General features: G+C 66.7%; 16 protein-coding genes, 1 tRNA gene and 2 pseudogenes. 8 read left to right on the top strand and 11 right to left on the bottom strand.

The window, feature by feature from the left end; translation table 11 throughout:
• Positions 1 to 436 precede the first annotated feature (436 nt).
• From ACFYV1_RS16815 to ACFYV1_RS16835, 5 genes and pseudogenes are all read right to left on the bottom strand, one after another.
• Positions 437 to 1,024 (bottom strand): hypothetical protein, encoded by a 588-nt coding sequence (locus tag ACFYV1_RS16815; RefSeq protein WP_389396216.1) that lies wholly within the window; start codon positions 1,022 to 1,024, stop codon positions 437 to 439.
• Positions 1,025 to 1,067: 43 nt separating this feature from the next.
• Positions 1,068 to 1,486, bottom strand: a pseudogene (locus tag ACFYV1_RS16820) (NUDIX hydrolase).
• A gap of 359 nt (positions 1,487 to 1,845) precedes the next feature.
• A complete protein-coding gene (locus ACFYV1_RS16825) occupies positions 1,846 to 2,022 on the bottom strand; it encodes a hypothetical protein (RefSeq protein ID WP_389396217.1) in 177 nt (58 codons plus the stop codon).
• A 5-nt stretch (positions 2,023 to 2,027) separates the two neighbouring features.
• Complete coding sequence (locus ACFYV1_RS16830; protein ID WP_389396218.1) at positions 2,028 to 2,267, bottom strand: DUF2188 domain-containing protein; 240 nt, start codon at positions 2,265 to 2,267, stop codon at positions 2,028 to 2,030.
• Positions 2,268 to 2,615: 348 nt separating this feature from the next.
• Positions 2,616 to 3,371: a GntR family transcriptional regulator gene (locus ACFYV1_RS16835; protein ID WP_389396219.1), complete on the bottom strand. Its 756-nt coding sequence runs from the start codon at positions 3,369 to 3,371 to the stop codon at positions 2,616 to 2,618.
• Between the two features lie 79 nt (positions 3,372 to 3,450).
• Between ACFYV1_RS16835 and ACFYV1_RS16840 the strand changes: the two genes are divergently transcribed.
• From ACFYV1_RS16840 to ACFYV1_RS16860, 5 genes and pseudogenes are all read left to right on the top strand, one after another.
• A complete protein-coding gene (locus tag ACFYV1_RS16840; RefSeq protein ID WP_389396220.1) occupies positions 3,451 to 3,711 on the top strand; it encodes a hypothetical protein in 261 nt (86 codons plus the stop codon).
• A gap of 184 nt (positions 3,712 to 3,895) precedes the next feature.
• Complete coding sequence (locus tag ACFYV1_RS16845) at positions 3,896 to 4,039, top strand: hypothetical protein (protein ID WP_389396221.1); 144 nt, start codon at positions 3,896 to 3,898, stop codon at positions 4,037 to 4,039.
• 416 nt (positions 4,040 to 4,455) lie between these two features.
• The gene (locus ACFYV1_RS16850; RefSeq protein ID WP_389396222.1) at positions 4,456 to 5,199 is read left to right on the top strand and encodes a GntR family transcriptional regulator; all 744 of its coding nucleotides are present in this window, start codon (positions 4,456 to 4,458) and stop codon (positions 5,197 to 5,199) included.
• Positions 5,196 to 5,536: pseudogene (locus ACFYV1_RS16855) on the top strand (hypothetical protein). The gene ACFYV1_RS16850 and the pseudogene ACFYV1_RS16855 overlap by 4 nt, the downstream one beginning before the upstream one ends.
• A gap of 1,305 nt (positions 5,537 to 6,841) precedes the next feature.
• Positions 6,842 to 7,486 carry a hypothetical protein gene (locus tag ACFYV1_RS16860; RefSeq protein WP_389396223.1) on the top strand — a complete coding sequence of 215 codons (645 nt, stop codon included), beginning with the start codon at positions 6,842 to 6,844 and terminating at the stop codon, positions 7,484 to 7,486.
• Positions 7,487 to 8,092: 606 nt separating this feature from the next.
• On the opposite strand, the gene ACFYV1_RS16865 is transcribed toward ACFYV1_RS16860, so the two are convergent.
• From ACFYV1_RS16865 to ACFYV1_RS16875, 3 genes are all read right to left on the bottom strand, one after another.
• Positions 8,093 to 9,514 carry an ATP-binding protein gene (locus tag ACFYV1_RS16865; RefSeq protein WP_389396224.1) on the bottom strand — a complete coding sequence of 474 codons (1,422 nt, stop codon included), beginning with the start codon at positions 9,512 to 9,514 and terminating at the stop codon, positions 8,093 to 8,095.
• Positions 9,515 to 9,829: 315 nt separating this feature from the next.
• Positions 9,830 to 11,059: a DUF4365 domain-containing protein gene (locus tag ACFYV1_RS16870; RefSeq protein ID WP_389396225.1), complete on the bottom strand. Its 1,230-nt coding sequence runs from the start codon at positions 11,057 to 11,059 to the stop codon at positions 9,830 to 9,832.
• Between the two features lie 254 nt (positions 11,060 to 11,313).
• Positions 11,314 to 11,387, bottom strand: a tRNA-Gly gene (locus tag ACFYV1_RS16875).
• A gap of 219 nt (positions 11,388 to 11,606) precedes the next feature.
• Between ACFYV1_RS16875 and ACFYV1_RS16880 the strand changes: the two genes are divergently transcribed.
• From ACFYV1_RS16880 to ACFYV1_RS16890, 3 genes are all read left to right on the top strand, one after another.
• Positions 11,607 to 11,789: a hypothetical protein gene (locus ACFYV1_RS16880; protein WP_389396226.1), complete on the top strand. Its 183-nt coding sequence runs from the start codon at positions 11,607 to 11,609 to the stop codon at positions 11,787 to 11,789.
• Positions 11,790 to 11,869: 80 nt separating this feature from the next.
• Entirely contained in the window at positions 11,870 to 12,445 is a 576-nt protein-coding gene (gene dcd / locus ACFYV1_RS16885; protein ID WP_389396227.1) for a dCTP deaminase, read from the top strand.
• A gap of 13 nt (positions 12,446 to 12,458) precedes the next feature.
• Positions 12,459 to 12,956, top strand: a complete 498-nt coding sequence (locus tag ACFYV1_RS16890; protein WP_005314570.1) for a phosphoribosyltransferase — start codon at positions 12,459 to 12,461, stop codon at positions 12,954 to 12,956.
• A gap of 93 nt (positions 12,957 to 13,049) precedes the next feature.
• Here ACFYV1_RS16890 and ACFYV1_RS16895 read toward each other — a convergent pair whose 3' ends face one another.
• The 3 genes from ACFYV1_RS16895 to ACFYV1_RS16905 all read right to left on the bottom strand — a co-directional run bounded on the left by ACFYV1_RS16895 (position 13,050) and on the right by ACFYV1_RS16905 (position 17,890).
• A complete protein-coding gene (locus ACFYV1_RS16895) occupies positions 13,050 to 13,955 on the bottom strand; it encodes a Yip1 family protein (protein WP_389396228.1) in 906 nt (301 codons plus the stop codon).
• Positions 13,956 to 14,122: 167 nt separating this feature from the next.
• The gene (locus ACFYV1_RS16900; RefSeq protein ID WP_389396229.1) at positions 14,123 to 15,307 is read right to left on the bottom strand and encodes an FG-GAP repeat domain-containing protein; all 1,185 of its coding nucleotides are present in this window, start codon (positions 15,305 to 15,307) and stop codon (positions 14,123 to 14,125) included.
• 285 nt (positions 15,308 to 15,592) lie between these two features.
• Positions 15,593 to 17,890, bottom strand: coding sequence for a heterodisulfide reductase-related iron-sulfur binding cluster (locus ACFYV1_RS16905; protein ID WP_389396230.1), 2,298 nt, complete (start codon positions 17,888 to 17,890; stop codon positions 15,593 to 15,595).
• Positions 17,891 to 17,933: the final 43 nt, after the last annotated feature.

Consider the following 17,933-nt stretch of genomic DNA (forward strand, 5'->3'; position numbering starts at 1 on the left):
ACACCGGCAAGATCCAAGCGGGTTGTTCGCGACCTATCAGGGAAAGATTTCGAGTGGATCTCAGTGAGTCGGAGGGGGCTGCTCATGAGCGGTGCATCACGGTCGCGGAACAACAGGTCAGAGCCCGGGCCGCCGCCCGAGCGCGCCACCGATCGCTTCAGCGACGGCACCCCTGATCCCCTCGCCTCGATGCTGGCCAAGGTCAATAGGGGGGAACACATATCGGCTCCTGGAGACAACGCGGACGGCGAAGGCCGCGACCCCAGTGACGAGGAATGGCGGGAACATGATCGCCACGGCCCCTATGCGCAGGGGCGTCGCCGGAGGAACTGACGCGCAGGGAGGCGTTCCAGTCCGCGGCAGCGCAGGCGGGGCTTGGAACGAGGGCTGCTCACGAGGTAGAGAAACTCTCTCCCGCGCAGAGGTCTGGAGCTCGTCACCATCCGGCTTGTGGTTCGCCCAAGACCTCGCTGCCGATGTGTGCGGCGAGTTTCTGGGCCCGGGACAGGTCCCCGAACTTGCCCATGTGGACGAACACGGTGTGATGGTCGGTCCACGGGTCCCACTGAGCGCTACCACCGTGGAACACGACTTGGACTCCGTCGTACTTCGTCGACCCGTAGTGATCCGCTTCCGGTTCGTCCGGCCACATGCCGTGCCAGTCGATGGCGGCCATGCCCTGGCCAAGAGCACTTACGAAGCGCTCCTCCACGCTCCCTCGCGGGACCTCCTCCATGAGGTCCAGTGGGAGGTGCTGTTCCAGTGTGGCGTCGTCCGTCGCCGTAACGTCGAGGTCGAACCAGACGTACTCCCCCGCCGGGCCGGTGCGCATCTCCGTGTAGTCCAAGTTCGCCTCGGGCAAGATCGACGTCATTTGCCGAAGGTCTGCGACGGTCCGTAGTTCGGCGAAGAGCCCGACCTTGTCATCGTGCTTCGCCAGTAGCGCGTACAGGCGCTTGGCCTGTGTGTACGCCACCGTCGCGTCGGTGGTCTCGAGAACGGGATAGGCCGTGGAGTTACCCATGGACCGAACCGTCACATGCGTTTTCGGCCCCTCGCCAACGTATTTACCGCACTGTGGTCAGGTGACTGCCGTCATGGCTCCGGACGTGGGGGCCGTGCCCGTCCAGTGCGTCGAGCAGGCGCACCGCGTAGACCTCCGCCACCCGCTCGGAGACCTCTTCGGCGTGAGCCAGTCAACTGCTGTCGATCGGCGGAGGTTCGCTCGACGCCGTCGGATGGCTCGCACCGGAACACCAGGACGACGATGTCGCGCGCCGTGTGCTTGTAGACCCCGGTGAGCTCGCTGACCTAGACCCGGATGCCTGTCTCTTCCCAGACTTTGCGGGCCGCTCTGTCTTCGGGGAGTTGGTGAGCTCGAGCACGCCGCCCAGGAGCTCCCACGTTCCGTTGTCTGCTCAGCGGATCGCCAGGAGTCGCCCGTGCTCGCGCACGACCGCTCCGCGACTGACACGGAGTGCAACAAAGAAGCCCCAGGCCGCTGGCCTGGGGCTTTTGCTTGGAGCGGGTGACGGGAATCGAACCCGCGCTCTGAGCTTGGGAATCACCGCGCCTTTGGGCGTAGTTGGCGACCTGACCAGCGGCAACGGGTGCCAGGGCGAAGCCTTGCGCTCATCCTGACACCCGCTATTGACCGTGGCTTACCGACTTGTTGGGCACGGATCGGGCACGATGCTAAGCATCGCCTTTGGGCGTTCGATCGGAACCTGTTCAGCCCTCGTGCGACCGCCGGACAGAAGAACCCGTGTGCGCGACTGTTCACCGTCGTTGACGCCAGTGGTGGATGTCCGAGCTGTCCTGACAGGCAGTCAGGACGCACCGCCGCTACGAGTTGATGAGCTCGACGGTGTACACCTTGCTAGAGCGCAGCCGTAGAACGACAGGCATGACGCCATCTTCGTAGACTCCATAGAAGTCCATGAAGTCGCCGACCGTGGAGAACGAACTGGCTTCGACTGTTCGCTCGTCGTCGTAGCCCTTGTTGATCGCGTACTTGTCCATGGCGATCAACCCTTCGAGCGCTTGGGGTCATTGCCCTTGGGGACGGTGTTCTGCTCTCGCACCTGACCGTTCTTGCCACGGACGCGAAGCTCCCCGCCCCCGTCGTTGGCGAGGATCTCCTTGCCCCTTGAGATGGCTTCCGCCTGGGTCGGGAGGACTGCACTGGCGCGTTCGGATCCGGGCTTCGTCACAGCCCATCCATCGTCGCGGGGTGAAATGTCTCGTACGTTCGGGCGGTCTGACATGAGCTGTCCGTTCCGAGGTCAGACGCGCAACACCGACGTCTTGGAGGAACCAAGAGATGCCGGTAGGGTCCCGAAAGCGCGACCAACGCATCAGGCCCTTGTTACACGTCCGACCTCAAGTCGGGCCCCGACAGGGGCCTGCTTTGGTTGACGATGTAAGTGAAGCACCTCCGACTGCCCGTCAGCAAGCAAGCCACCCCTACATGTAGGGGTGGCTTGCGGGAGCGACACAAGATGTGGCTCTGAGGGCAGAGTCGTGCAATAGGCTACCGCCCCCCACTGACAACTTGCGGCGCCTCAGTAACCGGTTGAGTCGGCGGGCCTCCCATGGCGAGGGTGGTGCATCTGCTATCGGCTCATCGGGATCTCGTAGACGATCTCGCACAGAGCGGCGGGGATGACGACGTCTGCAGTCTCCACGGGCCGTCCCTGGTCGCTGTAGTACGTCCGCCGGATGTGCGTAACCAGGGCTCCCTTCTGGATCCCCAGGAGTGACGCCTCTTCGGCGCTCGCCTGCCGCGGCTCCGGCTGCTCCACGGCGTGGCTGACCGTGATGCCGATCGCGGCCATGCGGTTCGCAACTCCCGCTCCGGCGTGTGGTCCTCCCTCGGGAAGGACGACGAGTGTGCCGGCGGTGAGGTCGTACGGCTCCCAGCTCGTCGAGAGCTGTACGGGCTTGCCGTCGGCGAGGAACTCGTACACGGTGCGGACGCACAGGTCGCCTTCGCCGATGCCGAGCCGCGCCGCGATCTCGGCAGGCGCCGGGACCTTGGCCTCGGTCCGGCTCTCCCAGTTCCCTTGCTTGCCCACGGCCGTCATGTCCGCGCGGAACGGGGAACCGTCGCGCTGCTCTCGCGCCGAAGAGCGGACCATGCGTACGCGTTGCCGGGGTTCTGCGACGTACGTGCCGGAGCCTGCGCGGCCTTCGAGTACTCCCTGGGAGATCAGTAGTTCCTGCGCCCGGCGGACCACGTTATCGCCGACGCCGCACTCCTCGGCGATCTGGGCGCGCGAGGGGAGCCGGTCTCCGGGTGTCCACTCGCGCTCCGCGATGCGCTGCCGGAGAACGTCGGCGATGCGGAGATACGGCGGTTGCTCAGGCATATGGAAAATCTAGTCCACTAGCTCTAATCTAGTTAACTAGCTTCACGTAAAGTGATCGCCTGGCGACGGAGGCTTTCCTGTGCCCGCTTCGGAGGCAAGCGCCGAGGGCATCGCCGCCCGGCTTTCAGCCCTCGGACTCACGCCGCGCGTGGACCAGCACGCCCGGTACACGTCGATCGAAGCGGAGGTGCCGGAACCCCTCTCGGCTGAGACATGGCGGGAGGTCTTGAACGTGGTGGCGGAGGCCGATCGGTTCGGGCTTCTCGCCGGCAAGTCGGACGGCCGCACCTTATGGGCCGCCGTACACAGAGCGGTCCCCGCGACGGGCGATGTCCGGTGACCTGGCCATCAGCGATAGGAGCTGATCAGCGTGTTCAACCGTATCCGCCGCGCCGTCTCGCAAGCCAGAGCGCGGTACCTCCCGAGAGGTCGGCACCGCCGCCCCTTGAGCCCCGCCCGGCCGACCGCCGTTCACCTCGGACGCTCCAACGGGCCGACGCTCCTCGTGGGCCAGCACCGGAACCGTGAGGACGTTTCTTGCTGGCGAGGAGACCGCACTCGTCCGCCCATACGTGCTCGCCAGCGAAGAGCGCGCGTCGCGAGGCTCGACGGCCGCCCCCAACGACCTCTTCGCGTACACCTGCTACGCGCCGGAGGTGGCCCTCTGATGCCTCCTCGGCGACAGCCTCGCGCGACGCACTCCGCCGCTCCCTACCAGTCGAACGCCTGCCGGATCGGTACGCACCATGAGTGCGCGCAGTCCTCCCCCGCGACGGCGCCGGCCGACGTACCCCTGGTCTACGAAGCCTGCGCCTGTTCGTGCCACGCGGCAGTCGACCGGGGCGCGGCGACGGAGGTGTCCCCGTGAGGACATGGGCACCCAGCGGCGGGCTTGCCGCCAGCGTCGAGATCACCCCGGTGACTGTGCGGCGCGGCGACGTTATCCAAATCGGTGGCCAGCCGTGCCGCGTGGCCGATCTTTTCCATCTGCCCGGCGGGGCGAAGCGGCTGCTCTTCGAGTCGGGGGAACTGCTGACCATGCACTCCCGAAGCCGTCTCGTCGCCCTGCGGATGCTGAGAGTTGGTGATTCACCCAGTGCCTTCTCGCCGCCACGTCGTCGCCGATGATCTCCGGAACCAGATTGCGACTGGTCGCATCAAGGCCGGCGAACGTCTCCCCTCTGAGGCGGAGCTTGCCTCCCGCTACGCGGTCAGCACACCAACGCTGCGAAGCGCCCTCGCCGTCCTCCAGGGCGAAGGGCTCGTCGAGAAGATTCACGGCAAGGGGAACTTCGTCCGGAGCCCCCTGCGAAGAGTCACGTACCTTGGCGGCGGTCGCCTGTCCAGCGTGCGAACCATGGCCGACGCCGCCCTCGAAGTCACGATCCGCGCGACCAGTCTCCGGGCGCAAGGGGACCTCGTCGCCCTGCTCAAGGTCTCCGCGAGTAGCCCGTTGACCGAGTTCCGCTGTCTCAGTCACGACGGGGAATCGCCGCACAGCCTTGCCCGGATCTATGTTCCTCGCGATCTGGCACCGGTCGACGTGTCCAGCCCGTCGCCCTGGTGCGAGGGGACGGAAGCGGAGTTGACGGCGTTCTGCCCGCGACTGGCGTATGTCCAAGAGACGGTCAGCGCCCGCCTCCCGACACCGGAGGAAGCGGCGACGCTTCGGATCAGCTCAGCCCTGGCCGTTCTCGCGATCACCCGCATTGCGGCCGACATCACCGGGCGCGTGATCGAGGCCGCGCTCCTGGTGTTCCCCGGCGACCGCGCCAACGCGGTCTTCAAAACCCACCACATGACCGAAGAGAGGGGGACGGAAGGATGACGACTCACAGCGAACTGCGCCTCCTCCCGTGGGTCGGCCCTGAGGGCAAGCCCTGCTACCTGAGCACCGACGACAGCGACGGTCACCTGTCCCGCCTGGCCGACCACACCGAAGCGGTGCAGCTCGGCATGGCGGAGGAGCTCCTGGAGCACGGTCAGAAGTACTCCACGATGTAGGGCCGGAAGAGCTGCGGCTCCTGGCGATGAAGCTGACGGGAGCGCTCCGGGCCACGCTCCGCGTGGCGGTAAGCCGCGGCCACCGCCTGGCGACACCGGACCTGGCCGTTCCTGACGGAGACGACGAGGGCCCTCGACTGCCGGCGTCGGCCTTCGGATAGCCGCAACGCGCAGCCAACGATGGAGAGAAGCTCCGGGCTCACAGCCTGGGGCTTCTCTTCTTGGACCGGGACGCCATCTGCACGCCGTCCGACAGTCCTCGCGACCGCGTCGGTCAGTGACAGCTCTGCCCAGTACATGGTCCGTTGCGTAGGTGATCAGCCTGTTCGAACTACGCGGGTGGGGCGACACCCGCTTTAAGGCGTTCGATCACGGGGCTGGCTGTCCTCAGGAATACTGGGCCTAGGTGCCAGGAAGGCAGCTGTGCCATGATCCGCCCGATAAAGCCGTCGTCCGCAGCTGTTGATGTCAGCTATGGATGTCGGGCGGAACTGACTCCGACCTTGTCGACTCGACTGGAGCGCTACCCCCTGCGACCGAACCACTTGAAGTTTGCATCAATCAACTTATGCATTGTCTCTACCGCTTCAGTGTGCTCCTTGAGGGCGCGTGCCCTCCAATCTGGGTCGTTTTTGTGTCTCGCTACGTCACTGGCCTGCCATCCCGAGGCTTGGTATGCATTGGCAAGCTTGACCTGCGCCTCCCGAGCGAGCTCACGGATCCGGCGTCGAGGATGTCCGGTGCTCACCACGAGAAGCCGTTCGCGAGCGGTCTGGTTCTGCTGTGCTAGCTGTGCCCACTTTGCCGTCTCGACCTCCGGGTCCGAGCTGACGTTGAACGACACTCGGTCGGGATGTACGAGGTCGAGTAGCAGCATCGCCGGGCCGAAAGCTTCTGCATCGCTTGACTGGCGCCCGCGACGCAACCCCAGATAAGTCAGAACCGCCGGGACTCCTGCGCCAATCAGGCCACCGATGAGAGCGCTCCACTCCATGCTGTCGCCCTTCGTCTGCTCTTGAACCGGCCGCGCGTCGCTTGTCGCCAACGTAGGGCCGTCATCAGGCCGGTGCACTTCCTCTTGCCCTGTGTCTTGCTAGTGATCTCGGCGACCTGAGTTTTCGTTGGTCCGGGGGCTGGTCGGGCGCCCCTTGCTGGTCGTCATTGGTCGTCGTTGGCCACTCTCGAGCGGCCTCGGCCGGCCGAGAGACGGTCCAACTCCCGTGCAAGTCCGGTGTCACCCTTGCAGCAACTGAACACATGTGCGCTGCGATACACCGTAATCTCGCAATATGACTGGTGATGCGACCGATTCCAAGGATCAAGATCCATCCGTTAGAGGGGGACCAAGGGGGGTGAAGCCCCTGCAACAACTCTCGTCCCAACAGCCCTCCCTATCAACGGCAGCACGGGCCCAGCAGCAGATCTCGGCCCACGTGAGCACGCAAGTAGCGCAGGCAGTAGTGCGGATGCAAGAGCAGCTCTCGGCCCAGAATGCGCCCATCGCTGCGGTAGTCGCCCGAGCTCAGCAACAACTCTCCTCCCAGGCCCGGTCCGCAGCGCTCGCTCACCAGCGCGGGCAGCAGACGATGATGCAGTCTCTGGTCCCGGCCCTACGGACGGCCACGGTGGCGCAGGCCCTGAACCAAACCACCCTTGTCGCTCTCCGCGAGCTAGCGAACGGTTCTTGGCAGCGTCAGATGCATGCCGCCATGCCACTCCTGCAAGATCGCTTCGCTCCGGCAGTACTCGACGTCGTCGACACGGCTCTCCAAGGGCTCGAGGAACTGGCGGAGGAAGCGGAACCCGGAGCACTTCGAGAAGATCTCTCTGAAGAGACAGTCAGAGAAATCGAGGAAGCTCTCTCTAGCTTCGAAGATGCGACTCAGGGACTTCCTCCCGCCGTTACCCGCCGCTTGTGGATCTTGTGGGTCCAGATCTTCGTCTTTGCCCTGTCGCTGCAAGCCCTTGTGCTCCTTCCTGTCGCTGCGGAGGTTGCGGCACTCATGGGCAGCAGTGCTCTACCGGCAGCGCAGCAAGCGGGGCTCGCTGCTGCGAGAGTCTGGGACAGGCTGCACGGTCAGTCGGACCCGGCTGCGTCCAGCGACGAATGATGCTCGACAGCCCTGAAGCAACAAGCCCGCTTCTGCTGAGGCCGGCGGAGTCGCAATGACTCAAACCTTGTCGAGATGCGGTCAGTAGCCGAAGAAGTGACGCGGGGCCTCGCTGACCTGCGGCCTCCTGAGCGACCAACGCTGTGAACAGCGGTTTAGCTGTCGACGGTTGTCAACGTTGGTCGCCTTCGGCTGCCTTCGGACGGCCCGGCGACGGCCCCGAAGTGCCTTTATGTGATCTGGCGAACGAACTTCCGGAACTTGGTGTGAGCGCCTGGAGCCATCGGCATGTCGAGCTCGCTGCCCGATGATCAGGCATCGGGCACGGAACGGGCACGCGAAGCCTGATCCGGTCTAGACAACAAAGAAGCCCCGGACTCTTGGCCTGGGGCTTTCTCGTGGAGCGGGTCACGGGAATGAACCCGCCCTCTGAGCTTGGGAATCAACGGTTCTTGAGAAGGCGAAGCCGCTCTGGCCTCCATGCTTGGCGGGTGCGGGCAAGGGCGGTGCGGCCTCTGGAAGCCGTACTCGTCCGCTGCTGTCCGCTCCGAAGGGCACGGATGGGGCACGAACGCGGTTGCTGCCAGGGAGCGGCCTTTGGGTGTGTCACGCCCAAGCGGTGATGAGGTCGTCGGGGGTGAGGTTGAGGATGCCGGTGGCGCTGCTTCCGCTGCGGGCGACGGCGAGCAAGGGGGTGGAGTCCTCAGTGCCGGGCAGTTGTGAGCGGTGGGCGACGAGTCGGGCGAGGTCGCGGTTGTCGAAGGGTTTGTTCTCCAGCCACTTGATGGATCCGACGAAGGTGATCTTCTTGGCGATAGGGGATCGGTCGGCACCGACGAGGTCGATTTCAGGGTCGTTGGTGCGGGTCCAATAGCCGCCGATCACGTTGGTGGCCTCGGGTAGCCGGTCGTCGGTCAGGCGCCACAGCGCCTCGCGGATCACAGGTTCGACGGCGCGGCCCCGCCAGGACGTCCAACTGGTGCGGATCGATTCGAGTACACGGTCTCCACGCCCGCGCTCGATCATGGGGATGCCGGGCCCGATGAAGGAGAGCCAGAAGCGCAGGTACGGATCGGCGACGTGGTAGCGGCTCTCACGGCTCGGCCTGGTGGACAGGGGAAGGTCGGCCGCCACCATGCGTCGGCTGGTGAGGAGTTCCAGGGATCGTTTCACGGAGCCTGGATTGAGGTCGCCGGCTGCCCGGCCGATGAGGGTGAAGGTGCGTTCCCCGTGTCCGATGGCGCTCAGTACGGTGCGGGCCTGTGCCTCGGTGGGGAATTCGGCGGCCAGAGTGCGCTCGCCACTGACGAGGAGGGCGGATGTCGGACGGACCAGTGCCTGTTCCAGGTAGTCCCAGAGGGTGGCACCTGCAGGCCATTCTTCAAGGATGAGCGGGAGGCCGCCGGAGACGAGAAAGGCGTCGAACGCTTCAGCCGGCGGGAGGTCGAGCATGGCACCGACCTCGGCCGGATTGAGCGGAGGCACGACCATCTCGGTGCCGCGCTGGTAGAAGGGACGACCGTAGGTGTTCAGCTGCTCCATCATCGCGATGTCCGAGCCGATGAGGACGAGTAGTACGGGGAGCTTGGACAACGTCCGATCGAATGCCTTCTGTAGCGCGCCCTCGAAAGTGGGGTCATCGCGTACGAGGTAGGGCATCTCGTCGAGTACGACCACGCTGGGTGTGTTTTGAGGCAGGACGCTGGCGAGCAGGCTCAAAGCCGCGTCCCAGGTCTGCGGGGTGGCGAAGTCCGCGACCCGACCGGCGTCGGGGAGCGGAGAGGCGGCGAGCTCGGCGGCGAAGCCTGCCAGATCCTCGGCCTTCGAGCCGCCGACTGCGGTGAAGAAGACATGAGGAAGCCCGGAGCGTTCCAGGAACTCCTCCACGAGCCGGGACTTGCCGACGCGCCTCCGCCCTCGGATCAGTACGGCGCGCCCGGGCCGACCGCTGCGTCCGCCGGTCCGTACAGGGGCCAGTAGGTCATCCAGAAGGCCGAGCTCCGTACGACGCCCAACGAATCCGTTCACAGGCTCCACCTCGCCCATCGTTCATTCCCTGCGGACAGATTACTTCCTTGAATGAAAGTTGCGCGAATGCAATGCTTCCTTCGTGGCTGGTGCCGGTTGTCCGGTGAGACGAGCTGCTGTCGATCAGGAGACGTTCGCTCTCTGTCCCCAGCCACTTCTGGCTTCCGAAGATGCCGGGGAGCAACTGCTCGAATCCCGCCCGGTCGGTGAACTCATCTACGACCACCTTGGGGATGTCGCGGCGGGGCACGGGGGCGAGTGGGGTGCCCGTCACCGCGGCGCGAAGGCAGTTCATCGCTCAGGCCCTCTTCATGCTCATGGAGCCTGTGGCGGAGATGTCGTGGGCTCTGGGACACGCCAAACGATTCGTACTTGTTCGTCGAGGGGGAGCGAGGGGCCACCCACGTAGATGCATTGGATGAGATAGAGGATGGCCAGCCGGTAGGCGTCCGGTTCGATGTCGTCCACCGTCTCCACTGTTGCCCGGCTGAGTTTGTGCACCTGTCGGACGATGCGTGGCTCGGTTTCGAGGGAGCCGAGTTCGGCCACGATGCTCGGCTCCAGATCGATTTCCTCTCGCATCGCTCGGATCGAGCGCTGCACGAGGTCGGGCTCGGCATCGATGCGGTCGAGTATGCGGTCGAGCACGTAGGCATGGATGACGTCCGCTTCGATACTGCCGTGTTCCTCGGGCTCCTCCCCGGTGCAACTTGGGCAGCCCTCGCATTCGACGAGTTCGTCCTCCGGACCTTCGTCGGCCTGCCGGGTGGAGGCGAAGCACGCGGCCACCCACATGAGCTCGGTTCGGTTAAGCCCCAGGTCCTCTGCAGTCCACAGATCGACGTTCGGGACCCCGGGGCCGTCCGAGGGTTCCGGCAACGGAAGCTCGGACCGCATCAGCGACTCCAGAGTGACCCAAGCCGGTTCCCATTCCTGGGTGCTGAGCAACAGCGTCGCCACTGCGTCGCCTGGGCGCTTCCAGAAGATGAGGTCATCGTCGTCACCGTTGACGAAGTGCAGAACGTGATCTGCAGGGTCGAATTCCGCTCCGGACATCTCCTCGAGATGAGTGAGGACGGCCTGCCGGCCCCGATAGCGGCCGACGTAGCGGCGTGCCTGCGCGACGAAGGAACCCATGGTGGTGTCGTCCAGCACCGCATTGGGGCTGATCCCGATGAAGTGTGGTGCATGGAAGGAACCGGAGCGGCGCAGTTGTTGGGTGGCGTTGGCCCAGTACAACTTCTTGCTATCCGGGTCGTACACCACACAGTAGACCGGGATGTTGCCCTCTGACCAGGTATCACGATGCCGGTCGACGGGCACGACGTAGCCGTTGCCCCGACGCCAGCTGCTCCCTCCCTTGACCTGGACCTTGATCGTGTCGCTGGTGACATCCCCTTCGTCGGTGAAGGTGACGTAGAAATCCTCACCGAAGTCGTTCTGCCCGGATATCTCCTGCACGATGTGGTCGTGCTCTTCAAGCAGCGTGCGCAGCGCGTTCACTGCGGCCTGGCCTACCCGCCGCCCTTCGGGGATCTTCGGCATGTCACTTTCTCCACAGGTTCCTCGTCTACTCGGGCGAGCCGTGACAGCCCCGCCCCCGGCCACCTTGCACCATGCGTCTGACATCGCCTCTGTGGAGTGACCGGATGACCAAGCGCAGACCAGGAGCGCCCCGAGCCGGTGCAGCTAGGAGCGGCGTCCGCGGGATGGGCGCAGGCGGCGTAGAGGCGGTGCGCGACGTTTCGATCGGTCCGGACAACAAAGAAGCCCCGGGCTCTTGGCCTGGGGCTTTCTCGTGGAGCGGGTGACGGGAATCGAACCCGCGCTCTGAGCTTGGGAAGCTCATGTTCTACCATTAAACTACACCCGCACGCGCACCGGTGATCGGTGCCGCATCGTCGCACACTCTACCCCATTGCTCGCCCCACGGCGTATTGCGCCGCGGGGCGTTCGTGCTGTCCCTGGCGTGGACGCGCGTGCGAGGGGCGGGAGTTGGGGCGTACGGTGGCGAGGCGGAGTGCCGCGTGTGGTGGCGTCCGAGACATCCCCTAATGTGAGGTTCGTCCGCATTCGTTGGGGAAGGGGCCCGATGGACTTGATGGAGCGCACCGTCGTCCGCTGTGCCGAGGGGCATGTGTTCAGTACCGCTTCGTTTCCGATGCAGCAGCTCGGGACCGACCGGATCGGGCCAGGACGGCTCATCCGGTGCCCGCGGTGCGCGCGGTTGAGGAGCGCCGTGCCCGTGGTGCAGGGGCGGCAGCGCAAGCAGTGAGCCGGTAGTCAAGGGTGGTCGGAGCGCGCGGGCCGGTGTCCGATTGGGGACGGCCCGCGCGCTCTGCGTATCCTCGGGGCGTGCTTCTCTCAGACAAGGACATCCGGGCCGAGATCGACGCCGGACGCGTGCGCATCGATCCGTACGACGAATCCATGGTGCAGCCCTCGAGCATCGATGTGCGGCTGGACCGCTACTTCCGGGTGTTCGAGAATCACCGCTATCCGCACATCGACCCCGCGGTCGAGCAGAGCGACCTGACCCGGCTCGTGGAGCCCGAGGGCGACGAGGCGTTCATCCTGCACCCCGGCGAGTTCGTGCTGGCATCGACCTACGAGGTCATCTCGCTGCCCGACGACCTCGCCTCGAGGCTGGAGGGGAAGTCCAGCCTCGGGCGGCTGGGCCTGGTGACGCACTCGACGGCCGGCTTCATCGACCCCGGGTTCTCCGGACACGTGACGCTCGAGCTGTCGAATCTCGCCACGCTGCCGATCAAGCTCTGGCCCGGTATGAAGATCGGGCAGCTCTGCATGTTCCGGCTCACCTCGCCCGCCGAGGAGCCGTACGGAAGCTCCCGGTACGGCTCCCGCTACCAGGGGCAGCGCGGACCGACGGCCTCCCGGTCGTTTCTCAATTTCCATCGGACGCAGGTGTGAGGACCGGAGCGGCATGAGTGACGTACGCGAGAACCTGACCTACGAGAAGTTCGGCGGCGCGATCCGCGAGCTGGCGCAGACTATCGCCGACGACGGCTACGAGCCCGATGTCGTGCTGTCCATCGCGCGCGGCGGTGTGTTCGTGGCCGGCGGTCTGGCCTACGCGCTGGACTGCAAGAACATCCACCTCGTGAATGTGGAGTTCTACACCGGGGTGGGGACCACGCTGGAGATGCCGGTCATGCTGGCACCGGTGCCCAACGTCATCGACTTCTCCAACAAGAAGGTCCTCATCGCGGACGACGTCGCCGACACCGGCAAGACGCTCAAGCTCGTCCACGACTTCTGCCTGGACCATGTGGCGGAGGTGCGGTCCGCCGTGATCTACGAGAAGTCCCACTCGCTCGTGAAGTGCGAGTACGTCTGGAAGCGCACGGACGACTGGATCAACTTCCCCTGGAGTGTGGAGAAGCCGGTCGTACGCCGGAGCGGTCAGGTCCTGGACGCCTGACGGCGGGAACAGCGACACGACACGGGCGCGTACGAGGAGGCCCCCGCCGGACCGGTTCGTTCGGTACGGCGGGGGCCTTCGTGCCTGCGTGGCTCAGATGGTGCCGAGCTTGATGATCGACAGCAGCGCGATCAGCTGGATCGCCGAGGCGCCGAGAGCCTTGGGCCACGGCAGGTCGTGCGACTTGCTCACCATCGAGGTGAACAGCGCGCCCGCCGCCAGCCAGGTGACCCAACCGAGCACCTGCACCAGCGAGTTCTCGCCGCCGAGGAACATGGCGAAGACCAGGCGCGGTGCGTCCGTGATCGACATGATCAGCATGGAGAGACCGACCGTGGGCTGCCATGCGCCGGTGCCGCCGAGCTGCCGCGCCAGGGTGTTGGTCACGGCGCCGAGGACCAGGCCACTGATGACGAACGTGACGCCCGTGATCAGGACGTACGGAACGGCGTTGGAGAGCGTCGCGTTGATGACCTCGTCGCGGGGCGCGTCGAAGCCGAAGATCGCGAGCGTGCCGTAGAGGAAGGTGACGACGAGCGCCGGTACCCAGACCGGGTAGTCGCGCATCTGCAGGAACGTCGGGCCCGGCCGCAGCACGATGCCGCTCAGCAGCTGCTTCCAGGGCAGCCGGGGGCCGGCGGGGGCCACCGGGGCGGCGGCACCGGCGTGATAGGTCGCGCCGTCACCGTAGGGGTCGTCGTGCACGCTGAACATCTGCGTGTGTCCAGGGTTGTTGGCCGCGTACGGGTCCTGGGGCGCGCCGTACTGCGGGTGCGGGTCGCCGAAGTACTCCGGCTCGCCGTACCCGCCGCCCTGAGGTCCCGCTCCGTGTTGGGGCGCGCCGCCGGCCTGGGGCCACTGCTGCTGCCGCTGTTGCTGCCCGTACGGCGGAGCTGCCGCGTGACCGCCGCCGCCCTGGTAGGGCGGCGGTGCCTGCTGCGCCTGCTGTCCTTGCGGGGTGCGGTTGTCCCGGCCGCGTCCGATCCTGAATCCAGCCACGTAATCGAACGTACCCGGTCCGCGAGCGCGAGGTGGCGGCGGGCCGGGTTCCAGGGCCCTTTGCTGCCGAGCTGTGACATCCCTTAGGGGAACCCTGGGGGGACTTCCTCACCGGGCCCGACCGCAGGTCAGAAGGGGTTCGGCAACGGGCGGCCGGGTAGGAGCGATCAGGCGGGCGGCAGGAAGACGGACGTGCTGAAGGTGACGGCCGGGCGGGCTTCGGCGGGCCTCGCGGCCGGGTACAGCGCGATGACGTCGACGCGCTCTCCGCGGTGGGTGCGTGTCACCAGGTCGAGCTTCCGGTCGCCGTCGAAGTCCGCGTACGCGAGCACGTCCGTCACCGGTTTCGTCTCGCCCGCTGGGAGATCGGGGGCGGGCGGGAGCGTGAGCGCGTCGAAGACATACGCCCCACCGGGGCGGACGGGACCTCCGGGGCCGCCGAGCAGGAGCGTGCCCCTGGCGGCCGCGCCCGCCACAGGGGTACGGGGCAGGACGACCAGGTCGTCGGCGCCGTCGCCGTCGGTGTCGGCCGCCCCCGCGGGCGCCGCGATGGCCGGTCCGCCGCCGGGGACGGGCGCGGTGGCGGCGCGCGGGGCACCGGTACGGGAGAACGGGCCGCGCAGGAAGCTGACGCGCCCGGCGGAGGCGGTGACGGCCAGGTCCGTGGACCCGTCGCCGTCGAAGTCGCCGCAGACGGGGTGGTCGGGCCAGTCGTCGCCGTGGCGGGCCTGCTCGGGGACGCGCAGGACGACGGCCTTCCCGGTGATGCCGGAGGGGGAGCCGAAGAGCAGCTGGAGCGGTACGGGCGGGCGGCCGGTGCCGTCGTACGGCGGGTCGGTGGTGACGATCAGGTCCGCGTAGCCGTCCTCGTCGAGGTCGCAGGAGACCTTGGCGTCGAACGCCGCAGGCAGCACGCCCTCGACCTCTGCGCCGTGCGTCCGGGGTGCGAGGAGTTGACGTGTCGCCGGGTCGAGGCGACGGTCGGTGCCTGTGCCCGCATCGGTGCCTGCGTCTGCGCCTGCGTCTGCGTCTGTGCCTGTGCCTGTGCCTGTGCCGTAGACGATGCCGATGCCCGCGTCGTCCCCGTGGCTGTCGGCCGGGGCCTTCACCAGGTCGTTCAGGACGAGATCGCGGTGTCCGTCGCCGTTGAAGTCGGAGGGGACCTTGCTGCCCTTGCCGTGCGGCACGGGGAGCGCAGGGGTGGTGGTGCGGGCCGCGAGGGGGGCCGCGTCGCCGTTCTTGGTCGTGGGACGGTCGGCAGGCGGGGGGCCGGCGCACCCGGCCAGGGCCGTCAGCAGCAGCGCGGAGGTGCAGAGCGCGCTCACCGTCGCCGCGAAGGCCGGTACTCGCACGAGCCACCCCCGTATCGCTGTCGTCCACCGTCCCGCCTCGCCCCCGCACGATGCTCGGGGAGGCGGCGCTGCCGGGGCAATGGACGATTCCTGATCGAAGGCCAAAGGGTATGCGCCATGGGCGGCCCGGGACCGCCGGTTCAGCGCAACCGGACCGGCGGCGGCCGCGGGCGCCAAGTCCTCGGGACGGACCGGGCGGCGGGGCGCCGTGACCCTCGCATACGCGAGCGGCCGGTCCTGCCCCCGAGGCAGGTCCGGCCGCTCGCTGTTCTCCCGAGGAGACGGTTACTTCACGGGCTCCGGTTCCGGAGCGTCCTCGGACTCGGTCTCCGGGGCCGGGTCGGCCGGCGGGGTCTTCACCGAGTCGAGCAGCAACTGGGCGACGTCCACGACCTGGAGGGACTCCTTGGGTGCCTTGCCGCCCGCGGTGGAGCCGCTTTCGGCCTCGGCCTTCTTGCCGTTGACCGAGTCGGTGAGCATGACCAGGCAGAACGGGCAGGCGGTGGAGACGATGTCCGGGTTGAGGGACAGCGCCTCGTCGACGCGCTCGGTGTTGATGCGCTTGCCGATCCGCTCCTCCATCCACATCCGCGCGCCGCCGGCGCCGCAGCAGAAGCCGCGTTCCTTGTGGCGGTGCATCTCCTGCTGGCGCAGGCCGGGGACGGCCGACATGATCTCGCGCGGGGGCGTGTAGACCTTGTTGTGGCGGCCCAGGTAGCACGGGTCGTGGTAGGTGATCAGACCGTCGACCGGCGTGATCGGGACGAGCCTGCCCTCGTCGATGAGGTGCTGCAGCAGCTGCGTGTGGTGGATGACCTCGAACTCGCCGCCCAGCTGCGGGTACTCGTTCGCGATCGTGTTGAAGCAGTGCGGGCAGGTGGCGACGATCTTCTTCGCCGACTTGGGCTTCTTCGTCTCCGGGTCGTCGTCGTCCTCGCCGAAGGCCATGTTGAGCATGGCGACGTTCTCCTGGCCGAGCTGCTGGAACAGCGGCTCGTTGCCGAGGCGGCGGGGCGAGTCACCGGTGCACTTCTCGTCGCCGCCCATGATCGCGAACTTGACGCCCGCGATGTTCAGCAGCTCGGCGAAGGCCTTGGTGGTCTTCTTGGCCCGGTCCTCCAGGGCGCCGGCGCAGCCGACCCAGTAGAGGTAGTCGACCTCGCTGAGGTCCTCGACGTCCTTGCCGACGATCGGGACCTCGAAGTCGACCTCCTTGGTCCACTCGACGCGCTGCTTCTTGGCCAGACCCCAGGGGTTGCCCTTCTTCTCCAGGTTCTTGAGCATCGTGCCCGCCTCGGACGGGAACGAGGACTCGATCATGACCTGGTAGCGGCGCATGTCGACGATGTGGTCGATGTGCTCGATGTCGACCGGGCACTGCTCGACACAGGCGCCGCAGGTGGTGCAGGACCACAGGACGTCGGGGTCGATGACGCCGTTCTCCTCCACGGTGCCGATCAGCGGCCGCTCGGCCTCGGCGAGGGCGGACGCCGGGACGTCCTTCAGCTGCTCCGCGGTGGCCTTCTCGTTGCCCTCCATGTCCTTGCCGCCGCCGGCCAGCAGGTACGGGGCCTTGGCGTGCGCGTGGTCGCGCAGGGACATGATCAGGAGCTTCGGCGAGAGCGGCTTGCCGGTGTTCCACGCGGGGCACTGCGACTGGCAGCGGCCGCACTCGGTGCAGGTGGAGAAGTCGAGGATGCCCTTCCAGGAGAACTGCTCGACCTGGGAGACGCCGAACACGTCGTCCTCGCCCGGGTCCTCCCAGTCGATCTCCTTGCCGCCCGACGTCATCGGCTTCAGCTCGCCCAGGGCGGACTCGCCGGTCGCGTTGCGCTTGAACCAGATGTTCGGGAAGCCGAGGAAGCGGTGCCAGGCCACACCCATGTTGGTGTTGAGCGAGACCGTGATCATCCAGATCAGCGAGGTGCCGATCTTGATCATCGCGGTGAAGTAGACCAGCGTCTGCAGTGTGGCGACGCTCAGCCCCTTGAAGGCCAGCACCAGCGGGTACGAGGCGAAGTACGCGGCCTCGTAGCCCTCGACGTGGTGGATGGCGCCTTCCAGGCCGCGCAGCACGTAGATCGCCAGGCCGATGGTGAGGATGACGTACTCGACGAAATACGCCTGCCAGGCCTTGGAGCCCGCGAAGCGCGACTTGCGGCCGGCCCGGGACGGCAGGTTCAGCAGCCGGATCGCCATCAGGACCAGGATGCCCAGGATCGTCATGACACCGATGAACTCGATGTACATCTCGAACGGCAGGAAGCCGCCGACGATCGGCAGTACCCAGTCCGCCTGGAACAGCTGGCCGTACGCCTGCGCCAGCGTCGGCGGCAGCGTCAGGAAGCCGATCGCGACGAACCAGTGCGCGAAGCCCACGATGCCCCAGCGGTTCATCCTGGTGTGGCCGAGGAACTCCTTGGCCAGGGTGATCGTGCGGGCCTTGGGGTTGTCGGTGCGACTGCCCGCAGGCACGGGCTGACCGAGCTTGACGAAGCGGTAGATCTGCGCGACGGCTCGGGCGATGAGCGCAACGCCGACCACGGTCAGGGTCAGCGACACAATGATCGCGGCGAGTTGCATTTGGGGGCTCCTCGGGCCTGCGAGGTGGGAAAGTCCGACACTA

The sequence above is a fragment of the Streptomyces sp. NPDC003023 genome (assembly GCF_042888225.1).
In the GTDB taxonomy this organism is placed as follows: Bacteria; Actinomycetota; Actinomycetes; order Streptomycetales; family Streptomycetaceae; genus Streptomyces.